The organism is Paraburkholderia aromaticivorans (assembly GCF_012689525.1).
GTDB lineage: Bacteria > Pseudomonadota > Gammaproteobacteria > Burkholderiales > Burkholderiaceae > Paraburkholderia > Paraburkholderia aromaticivorans_A.
The window spans coordinates 2,626,522-2,642,138 of sequence record NZ_CP051515.1 but is presented as its reverse complement, the minus strand read 5'-3'; the positions used below and the strand labels follow the sequence as shown (position 1 = coordinate 2,642,138).

General features: G+C 64.6%; 15 protein-coding genes. 9 read left to right on the top strand and 6 right to left on the bottom strand.

Annotated elements, in window-relative coordinates:
- Positions 1 to 9: 9 nt before the first annotated feature.
- Positions 10 to 1,227, bottom strand: coding sequence for a sensor histidine kinase (locus tag HF916_RS23655; RefSeq protein ID WP_168791216.1), 1,218 nt, complete (start codon positions 1,225 to 1,227; stop codon positions 10 to 12).
- Positions 1,228 to 1,509: 282 nt separating this feature from the next.
- Here HF916_RS23655 and HF916_RS23650 point away from each other — a divergent pair, with 282 nt between their 5' ends.
- On the top strand, positions 1,510 to 1,869 hold the full coding sequence (locus HF916_RS23650) for a response regulator (RefSeq protein WP_240975482.1): 360 nt from the start codon (positions 1,510 to 1,512) through the stop codon (positions 1,867 to 1,869).
- A gap of 101 nt (positions 1,870 to 1,970) precedes the next feature.
- Here HF916_RS23650 and HF916_RS23645 read toward each other — a convergent pair whose 3' ends face one another.
- Positions 1,971 to 2,870, bottom strand: a complete 900-nt coding sequence (locus HF916_RS23645) for a LysR family transcriptional regulator (protein WP_168791215.1) — start codon at positions 2,868 to 2,870, stop codon at positions 1,971 to 1,973.
- Between the two features lie 104 nt (positions 2,871 to 2,974).
- Between HF916_RS23645 and HF916_RS23640 the strand changes: the two genes are divergently transcribed.
- Positions 2,975 to 3,856 (top strand): aldo/keto reductase family oxidoreductase, encoded by an 882-nt coding sequence (locus tag HF916_RS23640; protein WP_168791214.1) that lies wholly within the window; start codon positions 2,975 to 2,977, stop codon positions 3,854 to 3,856.
- A gap of 50 nt (positions 3,857 to 3,906) precedes the next feature.
- Here the strand turns inward: HF916_RS23640 and HF916_RS23635 are convergent, their stop codons facing one another.
- The gene (locus HF916_RS23635; RefSeq protein ID WP_168791213.1) at positions 3,907 to 4,815 is read right to left on the bottom strand and encodes a LysR family transcriptional regulator; all 909 of its coding nucleotides are present in this window, start codon (positions 4,813 to 4,815) and stop codon (positions 3,907 to 3,909) included.
- A gap of 71 nt (positions 4,816 to 4,886) precedes the next feature.
- On the opposite strand from HF916_RS23635, the gene HF916_RS23630 reads away from it, so the two are divergent.
- Together HF916_RS23630 and HF916_RS23625 are read left to right on the top strand one after the other, a co-directional pair.
- On the top strand, positions 4,887 to 5,663 hold the full coding sequence (locus tag HF916_RS23630; RefSeq protein WP_168791212.1) for an NAD(P)H-dependent oxidoreductase: 777 nt from the start codon (positions 4,887 to 4,889) through the stop codon (positions 5,661 to 5,663).
- 206 nt (positions 5,664 to 5,869) lie between these two features.
- Positions 5,870 to 6,721 (top strand): alpha/beta hydrolase, encoded by an 852-nt coding sequence (locus tag HF916_RS23625; RefSeq protein WP_168791211.1) that lies wholly within the window; start codon positions 5,870 to 5,872, stop codon positions 6,719 to 6,721.
- A gap of 48 nt (positions 6,722 to 6,769) precedes the next feature.
- On the opposite strand, the gene HF916_RS23620 is transcribed toward HF916_RS23625, so the two are convergent.
- Positions 6,770 to 8,062, bottom strand: a complete 1,293-nt coding sequence (locus HF916_RS23620; protein ID WP_168791210.1) for an aspartate carbamoyltransferase — start codon at positions 8,060 to 8,062, stop codon at positions 6,770 to 6,772.
- A gap of 386 nt (positions 8,063 to 8,448) precedes the next feature.
- Here HF916_RS23620 and dapA point away from each other — a divergent pair, with 386 nt between their 5' ends.
- From dapA to HF916_RS23600, 4 genes are all read left to right on the top strand, one after another.
- Entirely contained in the window at positions 8,449 to 9,372 is a 924-nt protein-coding gene (dapA, locus tag HF916_RS23615) for a 4-hydroxy-tetrahydrodipicolinate synthase (RefSeq protein ID WP_168791209.1), read from the top strand.
- 322 nt (positions 9,373 to 9,694) lie between these two features.
- Complete coding sequence (locus HF916_RS23610) at positions 9,695 to 10,702, top strand: M23 family metallopeptidase (protein WP_168791208.1); 1,008 nt, start codon at positions 9,695 to 9,697, stop codon at positions 10,700 to 10,702.
- Entirely contained in the window at positions 10,695 to 11,093 is a 399-nt protein-coding gene (locus HF916_RS23605) for a hypothetical protein (protein ID WP_168791207.1), read from the top strand. The genes HF916_RS23610 and HF916_RS23605 overlap by 8 nt, the downstream gene beginning before the upstream one ends.
- A gap of 134 nt (positions 11,094 to 11,227) precedes the next feature.
- Positions 11,228 to 11,662 carry a bactofilin family protein gene (locus HF916_RS23600; protein WP_168791206.1) on the top strand — a complete coding sequence of 145 codons (435 nt, stop codon included), beginning with the start codon at positions 11,228 to 11,230 and terminating at the stop codon, positions 11,660 to 11,662.
- 170 nt (positions 11,663 to 11,832) lie between these two features.
- On the opposite strand, the gene HF916_RS23595 is transcribed toward HF916_RS23600, so the two are convergent.
- On the bottom strand, positions 11,833 to 13,902 hold the full coding sequence (locus HF916_RS23595) for a putative bifunctional diguanylate cyclase/phosphodiesterase (protein ID WP_168791205.1): 2,070 nt from the start codon (positions 13,900 to 13,902) through the stop codon (positions 11,833 to 11,835).
- Positions 13,903 to 13,982: 80 nt separating this feature from the next.
- On the bottom strand, positions 13,983 to 14,417 hold the full coding sequence (locus HF916_RS23590) for a rhodanese-like domain-containing protein (RefSeq protein ID WP_168791204.1): 435 nt from the start codon (positions 14,415 to 14,417) through the stop codon (positions 13,983 to 13,985).
- A 133-nt stretch (positions 14,418 to 14,550) separates the two neighbouring features.
- Here HF916_RS23590 and ftrA point away from each other — a divergent pair, with 133 nt between their 5' ends.
- The gene (ftrA, locus tag HF916_RS23585) at positions 14,551 to 15,516 is read left to right on the top strand and encodes a transcriptional regulator FtrA (RefSeq protein WP_168791203.1); all 966 of its coding nucleotides are present in this window, start codon (positions 14,551 to 14,553) and stop codon (positions 15,514 to 15,516) included.
- Positions 15,517 to 15,617 lie beyond the last annotated feature (101 nt).

Below are 15,617 nucleotides of genomic sequence, written 5' to 3'. Positions count from 1 at the left end.
CGTGCGGTCCTATTGCGGTTCCACCAGCACCAGCGGGAAGCGTATCTCGAACGTAGTCCCCACCCCTTCGCGCGAGACGAAATCGATGTGTCCGTTCAACACGCGGCACAGTTCCTTGACGATGGCGAGACCGAGGCCCGTGCCGGGAATATCCTCGCCGGCGGCGCGCTCGAATTCGTCGAACACGCGGTCCGCATCCGATGGCGCAATGCCCACGCCGGTATCCGCGACGCGAATCGACCAGTGCTCCGCACCGGCCATCGCGAACTTCAATTCGATTTGCCCCGACTTCGTGTACTTGATCGCGTTGGAGAGCAGATTGATGGCAATCTGTTTGAGCTTGAGACGATTGGATGTGACGGCAGTCAACGCAGGATCGAACCCCGCGCGCAACGTGAGCCCTTTTGTTTCGATCGACGGACGCGACGAGGTGACGAGTTCATCGTATAGCTCGCGCGGTTCAACCTGTTCGAGTGTGAGCGGGGTGCCGTCGCCGAGCACCACGGAGTACTCGACCATCTGATCGACGAGCTGTTTCATGTCGGTGGCCTGGCGGTTCGCCAGCGTCAACGCCGTTTCGGCTTTTGCAGGCGCGCGCGCGATCAATTGCAACGCGATGGAAAACGCGTTCAGAAAGTTGCGCAGATCGTGGACCACGCTGCGTGTGATCTGCATGCGCGACTCGTACAGGTCGCTCACCAACCGCTGCTTCAGCACCAGTTCGTGATTGGCGCGCTCCAGCCTGCCGGTGTACTCGTCGATCTTGCGGTCCCGTTCACTCACTACCTCCTTGATCGACGTGAGCGTAACTATGCTGAACGTTTCGGCGATCAGGCGCCGTGCCCGGCTCTCATGGCGGCGCGTGAACGTGCTGTCGAGGCCGGCGAATTCCTCGAGCGCTGCGGCTAGCACCTGATGGAAGAGATCGAGTTCGCGCACGAGTTCCTCGATGCGATAGCCTTGGCGCCAGCGCACCTTGCCATGCTTTCTCGCATCGCGCTCGATGGCTGTCTCGACCCGTTCGAGATCTTCGACATCGAGCGCCGCGCACAGTCCTTCGAGAATTTCCGGCAAATGATCCGCGAGTTGCTGGTAAGTGAGTTTGTCCGCTTCGACGAGATCGGTGTCGCCGAAGACGGCATTCATCCATTCCTCGGTCAGTCGGGTCCGTTCCGCGCGGACGAAGTCGGCAAAATTGCGCAGCGGGCTAACACGTGTATCGGTCATGATGGCGCGGTGGGATGAAGTTTCTACAACAATACAAGAGGCTCGCAGCACTTGGGCGCGTCGCGCCGGACGCGCATGGCGTGTTTGGCAGACATGTACTCCCGGGTGATGTGACTTAAAGGCCTGTCCGGCAAGCGTTCCGCCTTCACGTGCTCCAAAAGCGTTGTGGTAGCCGATTATTCACATCATTATCGCTGTAACCGCGGGCAGTGGAACATCCCTTGCGTCGCTGTCGGAACGTGACAATAAGGTCTACCCTGTCGTTCAACCCGGCGGCCCCTGATGCACTCAATCTTGCTGGTGGACGACGAGCCGGAAATACTCGCGGCGTGGCGTTTGATACTCGAGAACGAAGGCTACGAAGTCGGTTGCGCAAGCAACGGCGTGGAGGCGGTCGCGCGTGCCGCAGCCCGTGTACCCGCCCTGATCATTACCGACTGGATGATGCCGCTCATGGACGGCGCCGAATTGTGCCGTCGACTGAAGGCGATGCCGGAGCTCGCTAACGTGCCGATTCTCGTGCATACCGCTGTTCCGCCGATCGAGAGCGCAGGCAAGAACTGGGATGTTTGCCTGAGAAAGCCAGTGGGCGCGAAGCTTTTTCTAACGACGGTCGCGCAACTGTGCAACCAACGGCATTAACTATTGATGGATTCGCGCTGCAACGGGCAGTTTCTTCCGAATCGCGCGTGCCGCCTCTTTGATGAACGGCAATATTGCCCTGCGCATTTCTCCTCGCTGCATCAGGCCGAATTGATCACCTTCAAAAAATCGACGAACGCGCGCAACGGCGTCGGCAAATGACGACGCCCCGGATAGTAAAGAAACGGGCCCGAGAAATGCTGCCACCACGGCTCCAGAATCGGCTCCAATGCGCCGCTGTCGAGATGCGGGCGCAGCATGTCTTCGAACAGGTGAATGACACCCACGCCCGCGACGGCCGCGCTGACCGCGAGATCGATCGCCGCGCCCGGCCGCACCAGCAGCGGCCCCGATGGATTCAGCTGCAACACTTCGCCGGCGCGCTCGAAATACCAGATCGGCATGGCGCCACCGGCGAACTGGCCGCGCAGGCACGCATGCGAAAGCAACTCGCTGGGATGATCGGGACGTCCGTGCGTGTCGAGATAGCCTGGCGCCGCCGCCGTGGCGAAGCGTTGCACGCGCGGCCCAATCGGAATCGCGATCATGTCCTGCTCGAGCCGCTCGTCATAGCGAATGCCGGCGTCGCAGCCGATCGACAGCACGTCGACGAAACCATCCTCGACCACGACCTCGACGCGAATGTCGGGATACGTCTTCAGGAACGCGGCGATGATGCCCGGCAGGACGATGCGCGCGGCGCTCGACGGCACGTTCAGTTTGAGCGTGCCGGCCGGTTTGTCCCGGAACACGTTGAGCACGTCCAGCGCCGCTTCCATTTCGCTGAAGAGCGGCGTCAGCTTCTCGATGAGCCGCAAGCCGGCCTCGGTCGGCGCCACACTGCGCGTAGTGCGGTTGAGCAGGCGCAGGCCGAGCTTGGCCTCGAGGCGCCGCACGGCGATGCTGAGACTCGACGCCGACACGCCGCTGATACGCGCCGCGTCGCGAAAGCCGCCCGCGCGGGTGACTGAGACGAAGGCAGCCAGATCATTCAATTCCATGGCGATTGTGCAGAATTTTGAACAACCCGTACACGTTAGACGGCTTTATTCAACAGCGCAACCGCGTCCATACTTCCGTTTAACCACTCACCAAGGAGCGCGTCATGTCGAATCTCATCACCACGGACACCTTCCCGCTCGCCGGCCGCCCGGTGCGCCGCATGGGCTACGGCGCCATGCAACTGGCCGGCCCCGGCGTATTCGGCCCGCCGAAGGATCGCGACGCGGCGCTCGCGGTGCTGCGCGAAGCGGTGGCGTCGGGCGTCAACCACATCGATACGAGCGACTTTTACGGGCCGCACGTTACCAACCAGTTGATTCGGGAAGCGCTGCATCCCTATCCCGGCGACCTCGTGATCGTCACCAAGGTGGGCGCGGTGCGCGGCAGCGACGGCGCGTGGCTGCCGGCGCTCGAACCGGACGATATCGAGCGCGGCGTGCACGACAATCTGCGCAATCTCGGTCTCGACGTGCTGGAGGTCGTGAACATGCGGATCATGGGCGACATTCACGCGCCGGCTGAAGGGTCGATCGAAAAGCAGGTCACGGCGCTGGCCGAACTTCAACGCCGCGGACTCGTGCGCCATATCGGCTTGAGCAACGTAACGGCGACGCAGATCGAGGAGGCGCAGCGCATCGCGGAGATCGTCTGCGTGCAGAACCACTACAACCTGGTTCACCGGGAGGACGACGCACTGATCGACGAACTCGCGGAAAAGGGGATCGCGTACGTGCCGTTTTTCCCGCTGGGCGGGTTCACGCCGATTCAGTCGTCAGCGCTGTCGGAGATTGCACAAACACTCAGCGCGACGCCGATGCAAGTGGCGCTCGCGTGGTTGTTGCAGCGGGCGCCTAACATTCTGCTGATCCCCGGCACGTCGAGCGTCGGGCATCTGCGTGAAAATCTGCAGGCGTCGCAATTGAAATTGTCCGCCGAGGTGTGCGCGGAGCTGGATGCGATCGGCCGCGCTAACGGCAAAGCGTGATTGCGTGGACTGTGGCTCAGCGACATGTTTTTCGCTGAGTCACGCAGACTTCACACCGAATTCGCGATGGTCTCCCGCAGCCATTGATGCGCCGGATCGCGATGCGAGCGCTCGTGCCAGAGCATCGCTATCTCGTAGCCCGGCACATGCAGTGGCGGCTCCACTACCCGCAGCGCACTGTTATCGCGCACCAGTCGCTCGGGCAGCATGCCCACCAGATCCGTATTCGCGAGCGCCGACAACATGAATAGAAAGTGCGGCACGGACAGCACGACCCGGCGTGTCATGCCGGCCTTCGCGAGCACTTCGTCCGTGACGCCGGCAAACCCGCCGCCGTCCGGCGACACGATCACGTGCTCCAGTTTGCAGAACTGCGCGAGCGTCGGCCGGCGCTTCAGGCGCGGGTGACCCGCGCGGCCCACCAGAACATAGCGCTCGGCAAACAGCACCCGGTGGCGCAATCCTTCGGGCGCGCCTTCGCTGGTATGAAATCCCAGATCGATCTCCCCCTGTTCCGCTTGCCGTGCAAGACGCGGTGGAACCAGTTCGACGACCGCGAGGCGCGTGCCCGGCGCTGCCGCGCGCAAGCCGGCCAGCGCGGGCAGGATGATCGTCGATTCGACGTAGTCGGTCGCGGCAATGCGCCAGCTTTGCGTTGCCTCGGCGGGATCGAAAGGGCGTGCCGGCGCCACTGCGCGTTCGAGTGCTTCGAGCGCTTCGCACAAGGGTTCGCGCAACGCCTCGGCGCGCGCGGTGGGCCGCATGCCGCGCGGCCCGGGCAGCAACAGCGGGTCGCCGAGGACATCGCGTAGCTTGGCCAGATGCACGCTGACCGACGGCTGGGAGAAGTTCAGCCGCTCCGCCGCGCGCGTGACGTTGTGCTCGGACAGCAGCACGTCGAGCGTGACGAGCAGGTTGAGGTCGAGTCTCCTGAGATTATTCATGGCTATACCTGACATATTGGTAATTCATTTCTAATATACCGAAGCGAGGTCTATCTTTGGTTTCTTTTAGCCATGAAGGCCTTGTGATGAACGTTCTTCTTGTTTATGCGCACCCGGAACCCAGATCGTTGAATGGGTCGCTCAGGGACTTTACGGTCCAGCGTCTCGAAGATGCCGGGCACACCGTTCAGGTATCCGACCTGTACGCAATGAAGTGGAAAGCCTTGCTTGATGCGGACGACAGCCTCGCCAAACAACCCGGTGCGCGCTTCGATCCTGCGCTCGACTCGAAGCATGCGTTCGAGAATGGGCTGCAGAGCAAGGACATCGAACTCGAACAGGAAAAGCTGATGTGGGCGGATGCCGTGATCCTGCAGTTTCCGCTCTGGTGGTTCACCATGCCGGCCATCCTCAAAGGCTGGGTGGAGCGCGTGTATGCGTATGGCTTCGCGTACGGCGTCGGCGAGCATTCCAATGCGCGCTGGGGCGAACGTTACGGCGAAGGCAAACTCGCCGGCAAGCGCGCGATGCTGATGGTCACGACGGGCGGCTGGGAATCGCACTACAGTCCGCGCGGCATCAATGGTCCGATAGACGACGTGCTGTTCCCGATTCAGCACGGCATTCTGTATTACCCCGGCTTCGACGTGCTGCCGCCGTTCGTGATCTACCGCACGAGTCGCATCGACGAAACGAACTATCCCGAAGTGCGTGATGCGCTCGGGCAACGTCTGGACGATCTCTGGAGCACCGCGCCGATTCCGTTCCGGCCTCAGAACAGCGGCGCCTACACGATTCCGGAATTGACCTTGCGGGCCGATATCGAGCCGGAAACGGTCGGCTTCGCTGCGCACGTCGAATAGGATTCTGAAAAGGCGCGCGTAGTAGGTCCTTCATACAAGGAGGTGCGCGAGATATCGCGCCTGTCACCGCAGCCCCAAGCTGACGAGATCGTATGTTTCGCTGAAATTTGGTTGTAAGTCGCCATTGCTAGAGTCGTCGACAGAATTTTGCCGCCGTATGCCGGACAGTGTTCTTCGGACTCCTGGAAAGGGAAGAGCGACAAACCATGAATCAAGCTCGTGCGTTCTGGCTCGTTCTGACGCTGCTTTTTACGGCGCCTGCCTGGGCGTTTCAATCGCGGGTCGTCGTCATTCCGAGCGCGGCCATGCATAAGTCGCTCGAAGCGACGGTCGTGCTGCCCGATCAATATGCGCGCGGCAAGGCGGCCGACCGCTTTCCGGTCGTCTATCTGTTGCACGGCTCGGGCGGCGACTACACCGACTGGACCGCGAATTCGCAGATCGGCAAGCTGGCCGACCGCTATCACGTGATACTCGTGATGCCCGACGGCGGCCACGAAAGCTGGTACATCGACAGTCCGGTCGATCCGCACAGCCGTTACGAAACCTATGTGGGCACGGAGGTCGTGAGTTACGTCGACGCGCATTTCCGCACGATCGCGACACGTCAGGCGCGCGCCATTACCGGCTTGAGCATGGGTGGCTTCGGCGCCTTGCATATCGCATTGGACCGGCCGGACGAATTCGGCGCCGCGGGCAGTATCAGCGGTGCGGTGGATCCGCGCGGCTGCGAGGATGAGCCCGGCATCGACCAGGTATTCGGCGATCCGATGCGGCATGCCGACTTCTGGAACAACGAGGCAATCGTCGAGAATGCGCGCAGTTTCGGCAATGCGCATATCGCGCTCACGATCGACTGCGGGGTGAACGACTCGCTGGTGCAATCGAACCGGACGCTGCATGAGCGGCTGGTCGAACTCGGCGTGCCGCACGACTACGCGGAGCGGCCCGGCGGCCACACCTGGAAATACTGGGCCAATGCGGTCCAGTATCAGGTGCTGTTTTTCGCCGGGACGTTCAAGCGCAACGGAGCCACGGCGGCAAGCGCCGCGGCTTGAGGCCATGCCCGCGCGCGGCGGGGCGGTGTCAAGCCGCCCACTGATCCATCAATCGATGCCGTGGAACACCGCATCGTCCGGGCCGAGATAGGCGGGCGCGCGCCATGCCGCGTCGCGCATGGAATGCTGGACCAGTTTTTCGACGCCCAGTAGCACCGCGAAAATCGCCATCCGCACCGGAATGCCGTTGTCGGTTTGCCGGAAGATCGCCAGCCGTGAATCGTGATTCAGGTCCACGCTCAGATCGTTTGCGCCCGGCCGGCTGTCGCGCGGCAGCGGGTGCATGATCAGCGTATCGGCGCCGCATACGCTGTCCACCAGCGCCTGATTGATCTGGAAATCCGGCGTATAGCCTTCGAACGATTCGTCGGTGAAGCGCTCCTTCTGGATGCGCGTGGCGTACACCACGTCGGCGCCGCGCAGCCCGGTGGTCAGATCGGTGGTCTGCTCGATCACGTGATCGTTGCGCGAAATCTGCTCGATGATGTAACTCGGCATTTCGAGCATGGGCGGCGAGATCAGCGTGAACTTGATGCCGCGGTGCAGCGCCAGCAGTTTGACCAGCGAGTGCACGGTGCGCCCGTATTTGAGGTCGCCGACCAGCGCGATATGCGCGCCGTCGACGATTTTGCCCAGGCGCGAGAACTCGCGCTGAATCGTGTACAGGTCGAGCAGCGCCTGGCTCGGGTGCTCGCCCGGGCCGTCGCCGCCGTTGATCACCGGCACGTTGGTGGCGCGCGCGAATTCGGCCACCGAGCCTTGCTCGGGATGGCGGATCACCAGCGCGTCCACGTAACCGCTCATCACGCGGCTGGTGTCGTAGATCGACTCGCCCTTGGCCATCGACGAAAACGTGAAACCGGTGGTGTCGCAGACCGAGCCGCCCAGCCGGCAGAACGCCGCGCCGAAGCTCACGCGGGTGCGCGTGCTGGCCTCGAAGAACAGATTGCCGAGCACCGCGCCTTCCAGCACACGGGAGATTTTGCGGCGCCGGGCGATCGGCTGCATGATGTCGGCCACGCGAAACAGCGCCTCCACCGAGTCGCGTGAGAATTGATCCACCGACAGCAACTGCGGTTTGCCCTCGAACAGCATCTGGCTGGCGAGCGACTGTGAGTCTACGCTTTGCGTATATTTTTCGCCCGGCTCGCCGTGCACCACGATTTCCGACACGAAGCGCTCGACAATCTCCGGCATGGCCCGCGATTCCTGCGAGTCGTCCGGCAGAAGCCACGTGTCGAGCGCCCGGCGCGACACGCCGATGCGGCTCGCGAACGTGTCGCGCGTCATGTTCAGGCGACGCATTGCATCGCGTAGGAAGGCTTGTTGCGGGACGCTCATGGGGCACCTGTCGGAAGAAGGAATGGCGGGGCTGATGTACGCGGTGCGTATATTAGTTTTCCTGCGGCAGAAGTCAAGCAATTTCGCGATGGACTTTGCCAAGCCGCGCCGGTCACGGTTACACTGCGTCTCATGCATTCCGGCCCAACGCTCAGACTCCGCTCGTCGACTTCCGCACGTCTCGCTCACGCGAGCGTCGTTGCCGCACGCGCGTGGGGTGCGAACGTTAGCGCCAAAGCCAAAAAACAGCCGCTCATCTGACCGGAGCTCGCTGTTCCGTCAGATGTGCGACGGAACAGCCGGTCAACGCCCGCCTGGGCACTTTCCTGTCTTTCCTCCCTCGCACCGCCTGACGGAATCGATACGGTCGTCATCGAGGTAAAGACATGTCTATTTTTTCGGGTATCTGGGTTCCGCTCATCACGCCGTTCGCCGACGGCGCCGTCGATCACACCGCCTTGCGCGCGCTGGTGCGTCGCTATAGCGGCGCGGGCATCGCCGGGCTGGTCGCGCTCGGCACGACCGGCGAACCCGCCGCGCTCGACGCCGACGAACAGGACGCCGTGCTGGCGACGATTCTCGACGAAGCGCAGTCCGCCGCCCATCTGGCGCAGGATGGGCGGGCGCTGCCGGTGGTGGCCGGCGTGTCGGGCAATCACACCGCGAGCATGCTTGAGCGCATCGAGCAACTGAACGCGCTGCCGGTTGCCGGCGTGCTGATGGCCGCGCCGTATTACATCCGGCCTTCGCAAGCGGGCATCGTCGGGCACTTCATGGCGCTGGCCGATGCCAGCGAGAAGCCGGTCGTCCTGTACGACATTCCGTATCGGACTGGCGTGCGGCTCGAACTCGACACGCTGCTCACGCTCGCGGCGCATCCGCGGATTCAGGCGGTGAAGGACTGCGCCGGTTCGCTCGACACCACGCTCGCGCTGATCCGCGACGGTCGCCTGCAGGTGCTTGCCGGCGAGGACATCAATATTTTCAGTACCTTGTGCCTGGGCGGCAGCGGGGCGATCGCGGCGTCCGCGCATGTGCGGCCCGGGCGCTTCGTCGAGATGTATCGCGCGCTCGCGGCGGGGCGGCTCGCCGAAGGCCGGCGCATTTTCCACGCGCTCGTGCCGTTGATCCAGGCGCTGTTCGTCGAACCGAATCCCGCCCCGGTCAAGGCCTTGCTGGCCGCGCAGGGCCTGATACGCGACGAACTGCGCATGCCGATGACGCGCGCCAGCGGTGCGTTGATCGAGCGGCTCGAAGCGCTGGCCGAACGGGAGCGGAGCGACTCGCAGGAGCCCGAAGTATCGGTTTGAGCGAGGCGCCCATTGCGAGACGGAGGACGCGCGGGGTACGGCATTCGCGCCGCGCGTGGCACAACGTCCCGTCGTCCTGTATTTGAGATGATGCTTCGTGCTGCCAGGGGATAATCGGCGCCCTCTGTCATTATCGCGACCGGCGCGTATCCGGTCGATGCCGTATGCAGTTAGCCTCGTTCGCTGATCTTCTGTCCCGTTTGCAACCGCCCGGCACGCGTCGCACGGCCGGCGCGCTTAGCGCGTTGCCGGTTTCGAGCATGCGTCGTGCGGCACGCGGGCGGGCGCGCGCCGCATGCCTGGCGCGCGCGAGGAGCCGCTGATGGCTTCCGTGTTTCGCGCCGGCAGTCAGCTTGCCAGCGGCTCGGTCAGCTTCGTCACGCGCCACACCGCGCTGACGCTCGCCCTGAGCGCGGCCGGCGGCACGGCCGTGCTGGCGCTCGCCGCGGGCTTCGCGATCGGTACGCACTGGTCCGCGCGCAACGGGTCCGGCGATCAGGCGGCGGTCCGCGTCGAGCACGACTATGCGATCGACCAACTCGGCAAGCTGAACGCGTCGGTGGCGCAGATCGAACCGCGCATCGCACGACTCACGGCGCAGGTCGGCGACTTGCGCGATTTCGAAGCACGCCTGAACACGCCGCGGCCTGCGCGGCGCGCACCCGCGGCACGCGCCGCACCGGGTGCGGCACGCGCCGCACCGGGTGCGGCGGGCGCGGCGTCCGAACCCGACGCCACCGACGGCGAAGGCGAAGGCGAGGGCGGCCCTGCCTTGCCGCCGCGCCGCTGTAGCGACCTCATGCCGTCACTGGGCCGCCGTGCGGATGCCGAACGCACCGGTCAGCAACTGGATTGCCTTGCCGCGACCCTCTCGGCGCTCGAACAGCAGACCGCCGATCACGCCATCGCGTACGCCGCTTTTCCGGGCCGCATGCCCGCCGACGGCGCGCGCTTCGGTTCGCCGTTCGGCAATCGCACCGATCCGTTCACGCATCGGTTGAGCTTTCATCCGGGGCTCGATCTGGTCGCTAAAACCGGCACGCCGATTCTGGCGGCGGCGGGCGGCCGCGTGGTCTTCGCCGGCGAGAAATCGGGCTATGGCAACGCGGTTGAAATCGATCACGGCAACGGGCTCATGACTCGCTACGGCCATGCGTCGCGGATCGTCGTGCATGTCGGCGATCTGGTGCTGCCGCGTCAATACATCGCCGATGTCGGCTCGACCGGCCGCTCCACCGGTCCGCATCTGCATTTCGAAGTCCTCGTCGACGGCGCGCCGGTCAACCCGGCGGCCTACCTCGCGCTTTTTGCGCCCACGCCTCATGGTTGAGCGACGCTTTCCGCGCGACGCGGGCAGTCTGACCCATCGCGCCTACACGCTTCGGCCCGCGCGATCGCTGGTTTTTCGCGTGACGGTGTGGGCCGTGGTGTGCGTCCTCTGCGCCTGCGCGGGCGCGGCGGCGCTCACGGCCTGGCGCGCGAGGCGTGCCGGCATGCCGCCGGAGCAGTGCGCGGCGGCGCCCGTCGACGAAGCCACGAAGCAGGCCGAGTTGACCCGCACGCGGCTCGCGCTGGCGCAAGAGATGGCGGCGCGCGCCGCGGTGCAGAAGGCGGCGGACAGCGCCGCAGCCGAGGTCGCGCGGCTCAACGCGGAATTGCAGTTTCTGCGCGGCCAGAGCAGGGGGCGTTCTCCGGCAACCACCGCAGCGCCGCGCGGCTGACCTTACGAAATAGGCGAACCCGGAAACCAGTCAAGCAAACCAACACCGCAAACCAGCAACCGCACCAGCCGCTCCCCGGCTCTTCGCCGCGCCCAGCATCACGCGACGACCCTTTTCATTTCCAGGAAATTGTTATGTTCAAGAAGAAGAAAACCGTGGGCATCCAGCAGACCAAGCTCGCCACCCTGATCGCCCGCGACGTGCGAATCACCGGCGACCTGCAGTTCAGCGACGGCCTGCGCATGGACGGCCACGTGACGGGCAACGTCAGCGGCGCGCCGGGCGGCCAGACGCTGCTGGTCCTGAGCGATCGTGGCTCCGTCGAAGGCAACGTGCATGGCTATGACGTGGTGATCAACGGCAGGATCGTCGGCGACGTGATTGCCGATCACTTCGTCGAGTTGCAGAGCAATGCGCATGTGACCGGCAACATCTACTACCAGCAGTTGCGGATGGATTGCGGCGCCTCGGTGGACGGCAAGCTCACCAAGCGTGACGCGGCGCAGGCGGTGACGCCGCATCTGGTGTCGGTGGCCGACAGCGCTTTCGACGAGCGCAAAGCCGGCTAGGCGTCTCGGCGCCCACCTGGTGAATCAGACCGTTCCCGGCAGCGACTGGCGCTGCGTTGGCGTGTCGTGGCCAAGCGTATCGCCGGGCACGGGACGCACATTGCGTTCCGCGCGCAGTTCCCGGTTCGCGGCGAGGCGGTCCATGGCGCCGCTTCAGACGGTCGTCAGGTTCATGCGGCCACGATTCTTTCCCGCAGCAAGTTGCCGAAGTCGTCGGCGCTGAGCGGCTTGCCGAGCAGGAAGCCCTGCATCTCGTCGCACATCATCGTCCTGAGCATGTCGAGTTGCGATTCGGTTTCGACGCCCTCGGCCACCACATCCATTTCCAGCGAGTGCGCGAGCGCGATGATCGCCGACACGATCGCGCTGCCTTCCGGGCCGTGCGCGTCGAGGCCGTTGGTGAAGAAGCGGTCGATCTTCAGTTGCTTGACGCGAAAGCGCTGTAGATACGCGAGGCTCGAATAGCCGGTGCCGAAGTCGTCGATCGCGATCTCGAATCCGCTCGCCTGGAATTCACGGATCATTTCGATGGTCTTGGGCGCGTCCTGCATGGCCACGGTTTCGGTGATCTCGAACATGATCTGCTCGCAGGCCACGCCTTCGGCGTTGACGATTTCGAGCATGCTCGCGACGAGGTTCGGCTGGAGCAACTGGCGCGGCGACAGGTTGACGGCCACTTTCATCGACGGCAGCCCTTGCGAGACCCACTGGCGAATCTGCCGGCACGTTTCGCGCACGACCCAATAGCCGATCTGCACGATTTGCCCCGAGCGCTCGGCGATCGGAATGAACTCGAGCGGCGTCAGCGCGCCGAGTTGCGGATGATGCAGCCGGATCAGCGCTTCGGCGCCTGCCAGCGAGTTGCCGCTGCCGTGAAACTTGGGCTGGAAATGCAGCGAGAAATGGCCGGCGGCGAGCGCGTCGTGCAACGCGTTCTGAATTTGCAGCGTGCGCGTGGCGGCCTCGTTCATGCTGCGTTCGAAGAAGCGATAGGTGCTGCGGCCCGCGCGTTTGGCTTCGTACATGGCCGCGTCGGCGTGTTTCAACAGCGTCTCGACGGTGTCGCCGTCGTGCGGATAGAGGGCGATGCCGATGCTTGGCATGACCTGCAGCGGCTGCGAGTCGGTCCACACGCCGAGCCGCATGCGCTCAAGCACGCCTTCCGCGAGCGCGCTGGCGTCTTCGCGCGAGCCGAGGTTCTCAGCCAGCACCACGAATTCGTCGCCGCCCAGCCGCGCGACGGTGTCGGTCTCGCGTACGCACTGCAGCAGGCGCTGCGCGAACGCCGTCAGCACCTGGTCGCCGACCGAGTGGCCGAGCGAATCGTTGATGGTCTTGAAGCCGTCGAGGTCCATGAAGAGGATCGCGAACAGCGTGCGCTGCCGCCGCGCGCTGAGGATTGCGCGTTCGATGCGGTCGGTCAGCGTGGTCCGGTTCGGCAGTCCGGTCAGGGTGTCGACCGTGGCGAGCCGCACGATCTGGCCATTCAGCTTCGATACCGCGCCGATCAGAATTGCGTTGCGCGCATCGAAACGCGACAGCATCAGCGTGACGATCAGAATGGCAAAGGTGAGCAGGATCACCGAGGTCGCGAGCCACGTGGCGTTCACGCCTTTGGCCGCGCCGCACACGGCGCCCGGCAAAAAATCGGCGGCGGCCATGCCGGCGTAATGCATGCCGCTGATCGCCACGCCCATCACCAGCGCCGCGGCCAGACGCTTGCGCATGACGTGGCGCGCGTCGTCGTTGCTGAGCGCGCGGGCCATCCACAGCGCGGCGGTCGACGCGCCGATTGCGATCGCGAGCGAGCCCGCGAACCACCCCGGCTGATAGCGGATGCCCGGCGCCATCTGCATGGCCGCCATGCCGGTGTAGTGCATGCCGGCAATGCCGAAGCCCATCAGCACGCCGCCGGCCAGCAGGCGGACCGCCGTGAGCCGTTCATGGGTCGTGACGTACAGGGCGAGATAGGAGACGCCGATCGCGAGCCCGAGCGACGCGGCGGTCGTCGCGAAGTCGTAGCCGAGCGGAATCGGCAGCGAAAAGGCGAGCATCGCGATGAAGTGCATCGACCAGATGCCGACGCCCAGCGCCGCGGCGCCGCCCAGCCGCCAGGCGTGCCGCAGCCGCGCCGATGCGAGCAGGAAAATGCGGCCGGTTAGATCGAGCGCCGTATACGACGCCAGCGTCGCGACGACGAATGAGATGGTGACCAGCCAAAAATTGTATGAGCTCTGCATGTTCAGTCCAACCGCAAAGGGGAAGCGGCTGAACTTGTTATCGACAGTTCCAGGCTTTTATTTAATTGATTTTCAATATGTTAGCGATTGGCTTCGGCCACCTCGCCGGCGCGCGCCGTGTGTGTCAGCGCGAAGCCTTCGTCGAGCCAGCCGGTAATGCCGCCGCTCATCAGCTTGACGGGCCGTCCAAGCTGGGCGAGGCGCAACGCGCCGCGCGCGGCGCCGTTGCAATGCGGGCCCGCGCAGTACGTGACGAAGAGCGTCTCCGGCGGATAGCCGGCGAGCTTGGACGCCACGATCTTGCCGTGCGGCAGATTGAGCGCGCCGGCCACGTGGCCCTGCGCGAACAGCGCGGGGCCGCGCACGTCGAGCAGCACGAAGCCGGGCGCGCCGCTCGCGAGTGCGTCGTGGACATCGGCGCAATCGGTTTCGAACTGCAGCGAGGCCTGGAAATGGGCTTGCGCGGCGGCGCTGTCGGCGGCGGGAATAGCGGTAACGGCGTTCAAGGTCGGCATGGTGATTGAGGTTCCGATAGGAGGCGGTAGGTGTGTGGGTTGCCTGGCGATCGCGATTCAGACGCCTTCATTGTCGCGTTGCGCGCCACGCCGGATAAGTGGCGGAATCGTCAATCTCCGGTAACATCACGCCATGCACAATCATCTCGTCGTCGCGCTCGCTTACGACCGGCTCTGCACCTTCGAGTTCGGCTGCGTGACCGAACTGTTCGCGCTCGAGCGTCCCGAACTCGACGTGGACTGGTATCGCTTCGCGGTCTGCGCAAGCGAGCCGGGGCCGATCCGGGCGGCGGGCGGCATCACGCTTGCCGCGCCTTATACGCTCAAGCTGCTGGAGCACGCCGACACCATCGTCATTCCCGGCTGGCGCGATGCCGACGAAGTGCCGCCCGAACCGCTCCTGAAGAAAATCCGCGCCGCCTACGCGCGCGGCGCGCGCCTCTGTTCGATCTGCTCCGGCGTGTTCGTGCTCGCGGCGGCGGGCGTGCTCGACGGTAAGACCGTTACGACCCACTGGCGCTATGCCGACAAATTGCAGCAGCGCTATCCGCAATTGCGCGTGCAGCCGGATGCGCTGTATGTCGATGAAGGGCAGATCAGCACCTCGGCGGGTTCGGCGGCGGGGCTCGACATGCTGCTGCATCTGGTGCGGCGCGATCACGGCAGCGCGGTGGCGAACCGGGTCGCGCAGCGGCTCGTGGTGCCGCCGCATCGCGAGGGCGGCCAGGCGCAGTTCGTGCCGCGTCCCATGCCGCAGGACGACAGCGGTCGTCTGTCCAGACTGATGGACTGGGTACGCAGCAATCCCGCTTTGCCGCACACGTTGCGCTCGCTCGCCGAGCGGGCGGCGATGAGCCCGCGCACACTGCAGCGGCAGTTTCACGATGCTACCGGCATGGCGCCTTATGAGTGGCTCGTGCGCGAGCGCGTGGCCATTGCACGCGAGCTGCTCGAAGCGCAGGCGCCACTGTCGATGGCGCGCGTCGCGGAACTGGCGGGCTTCGGTTCCGAGGAATCGTTGCGGCGGCATTTCCGGCGCATTGCACTGACGAGCCCGGGGGCGTATCGCAAGAAGTTCGGCGCGCGGGAAACGGCTTAGGGTTTGGACGCGCGCGACCCGCAAGTACTGACGGAAGTCAATGCCGGGACTGAGCTTTTGCAGGACGCGATGTGGTCTACTGTCAAACAGACGGTCACCGC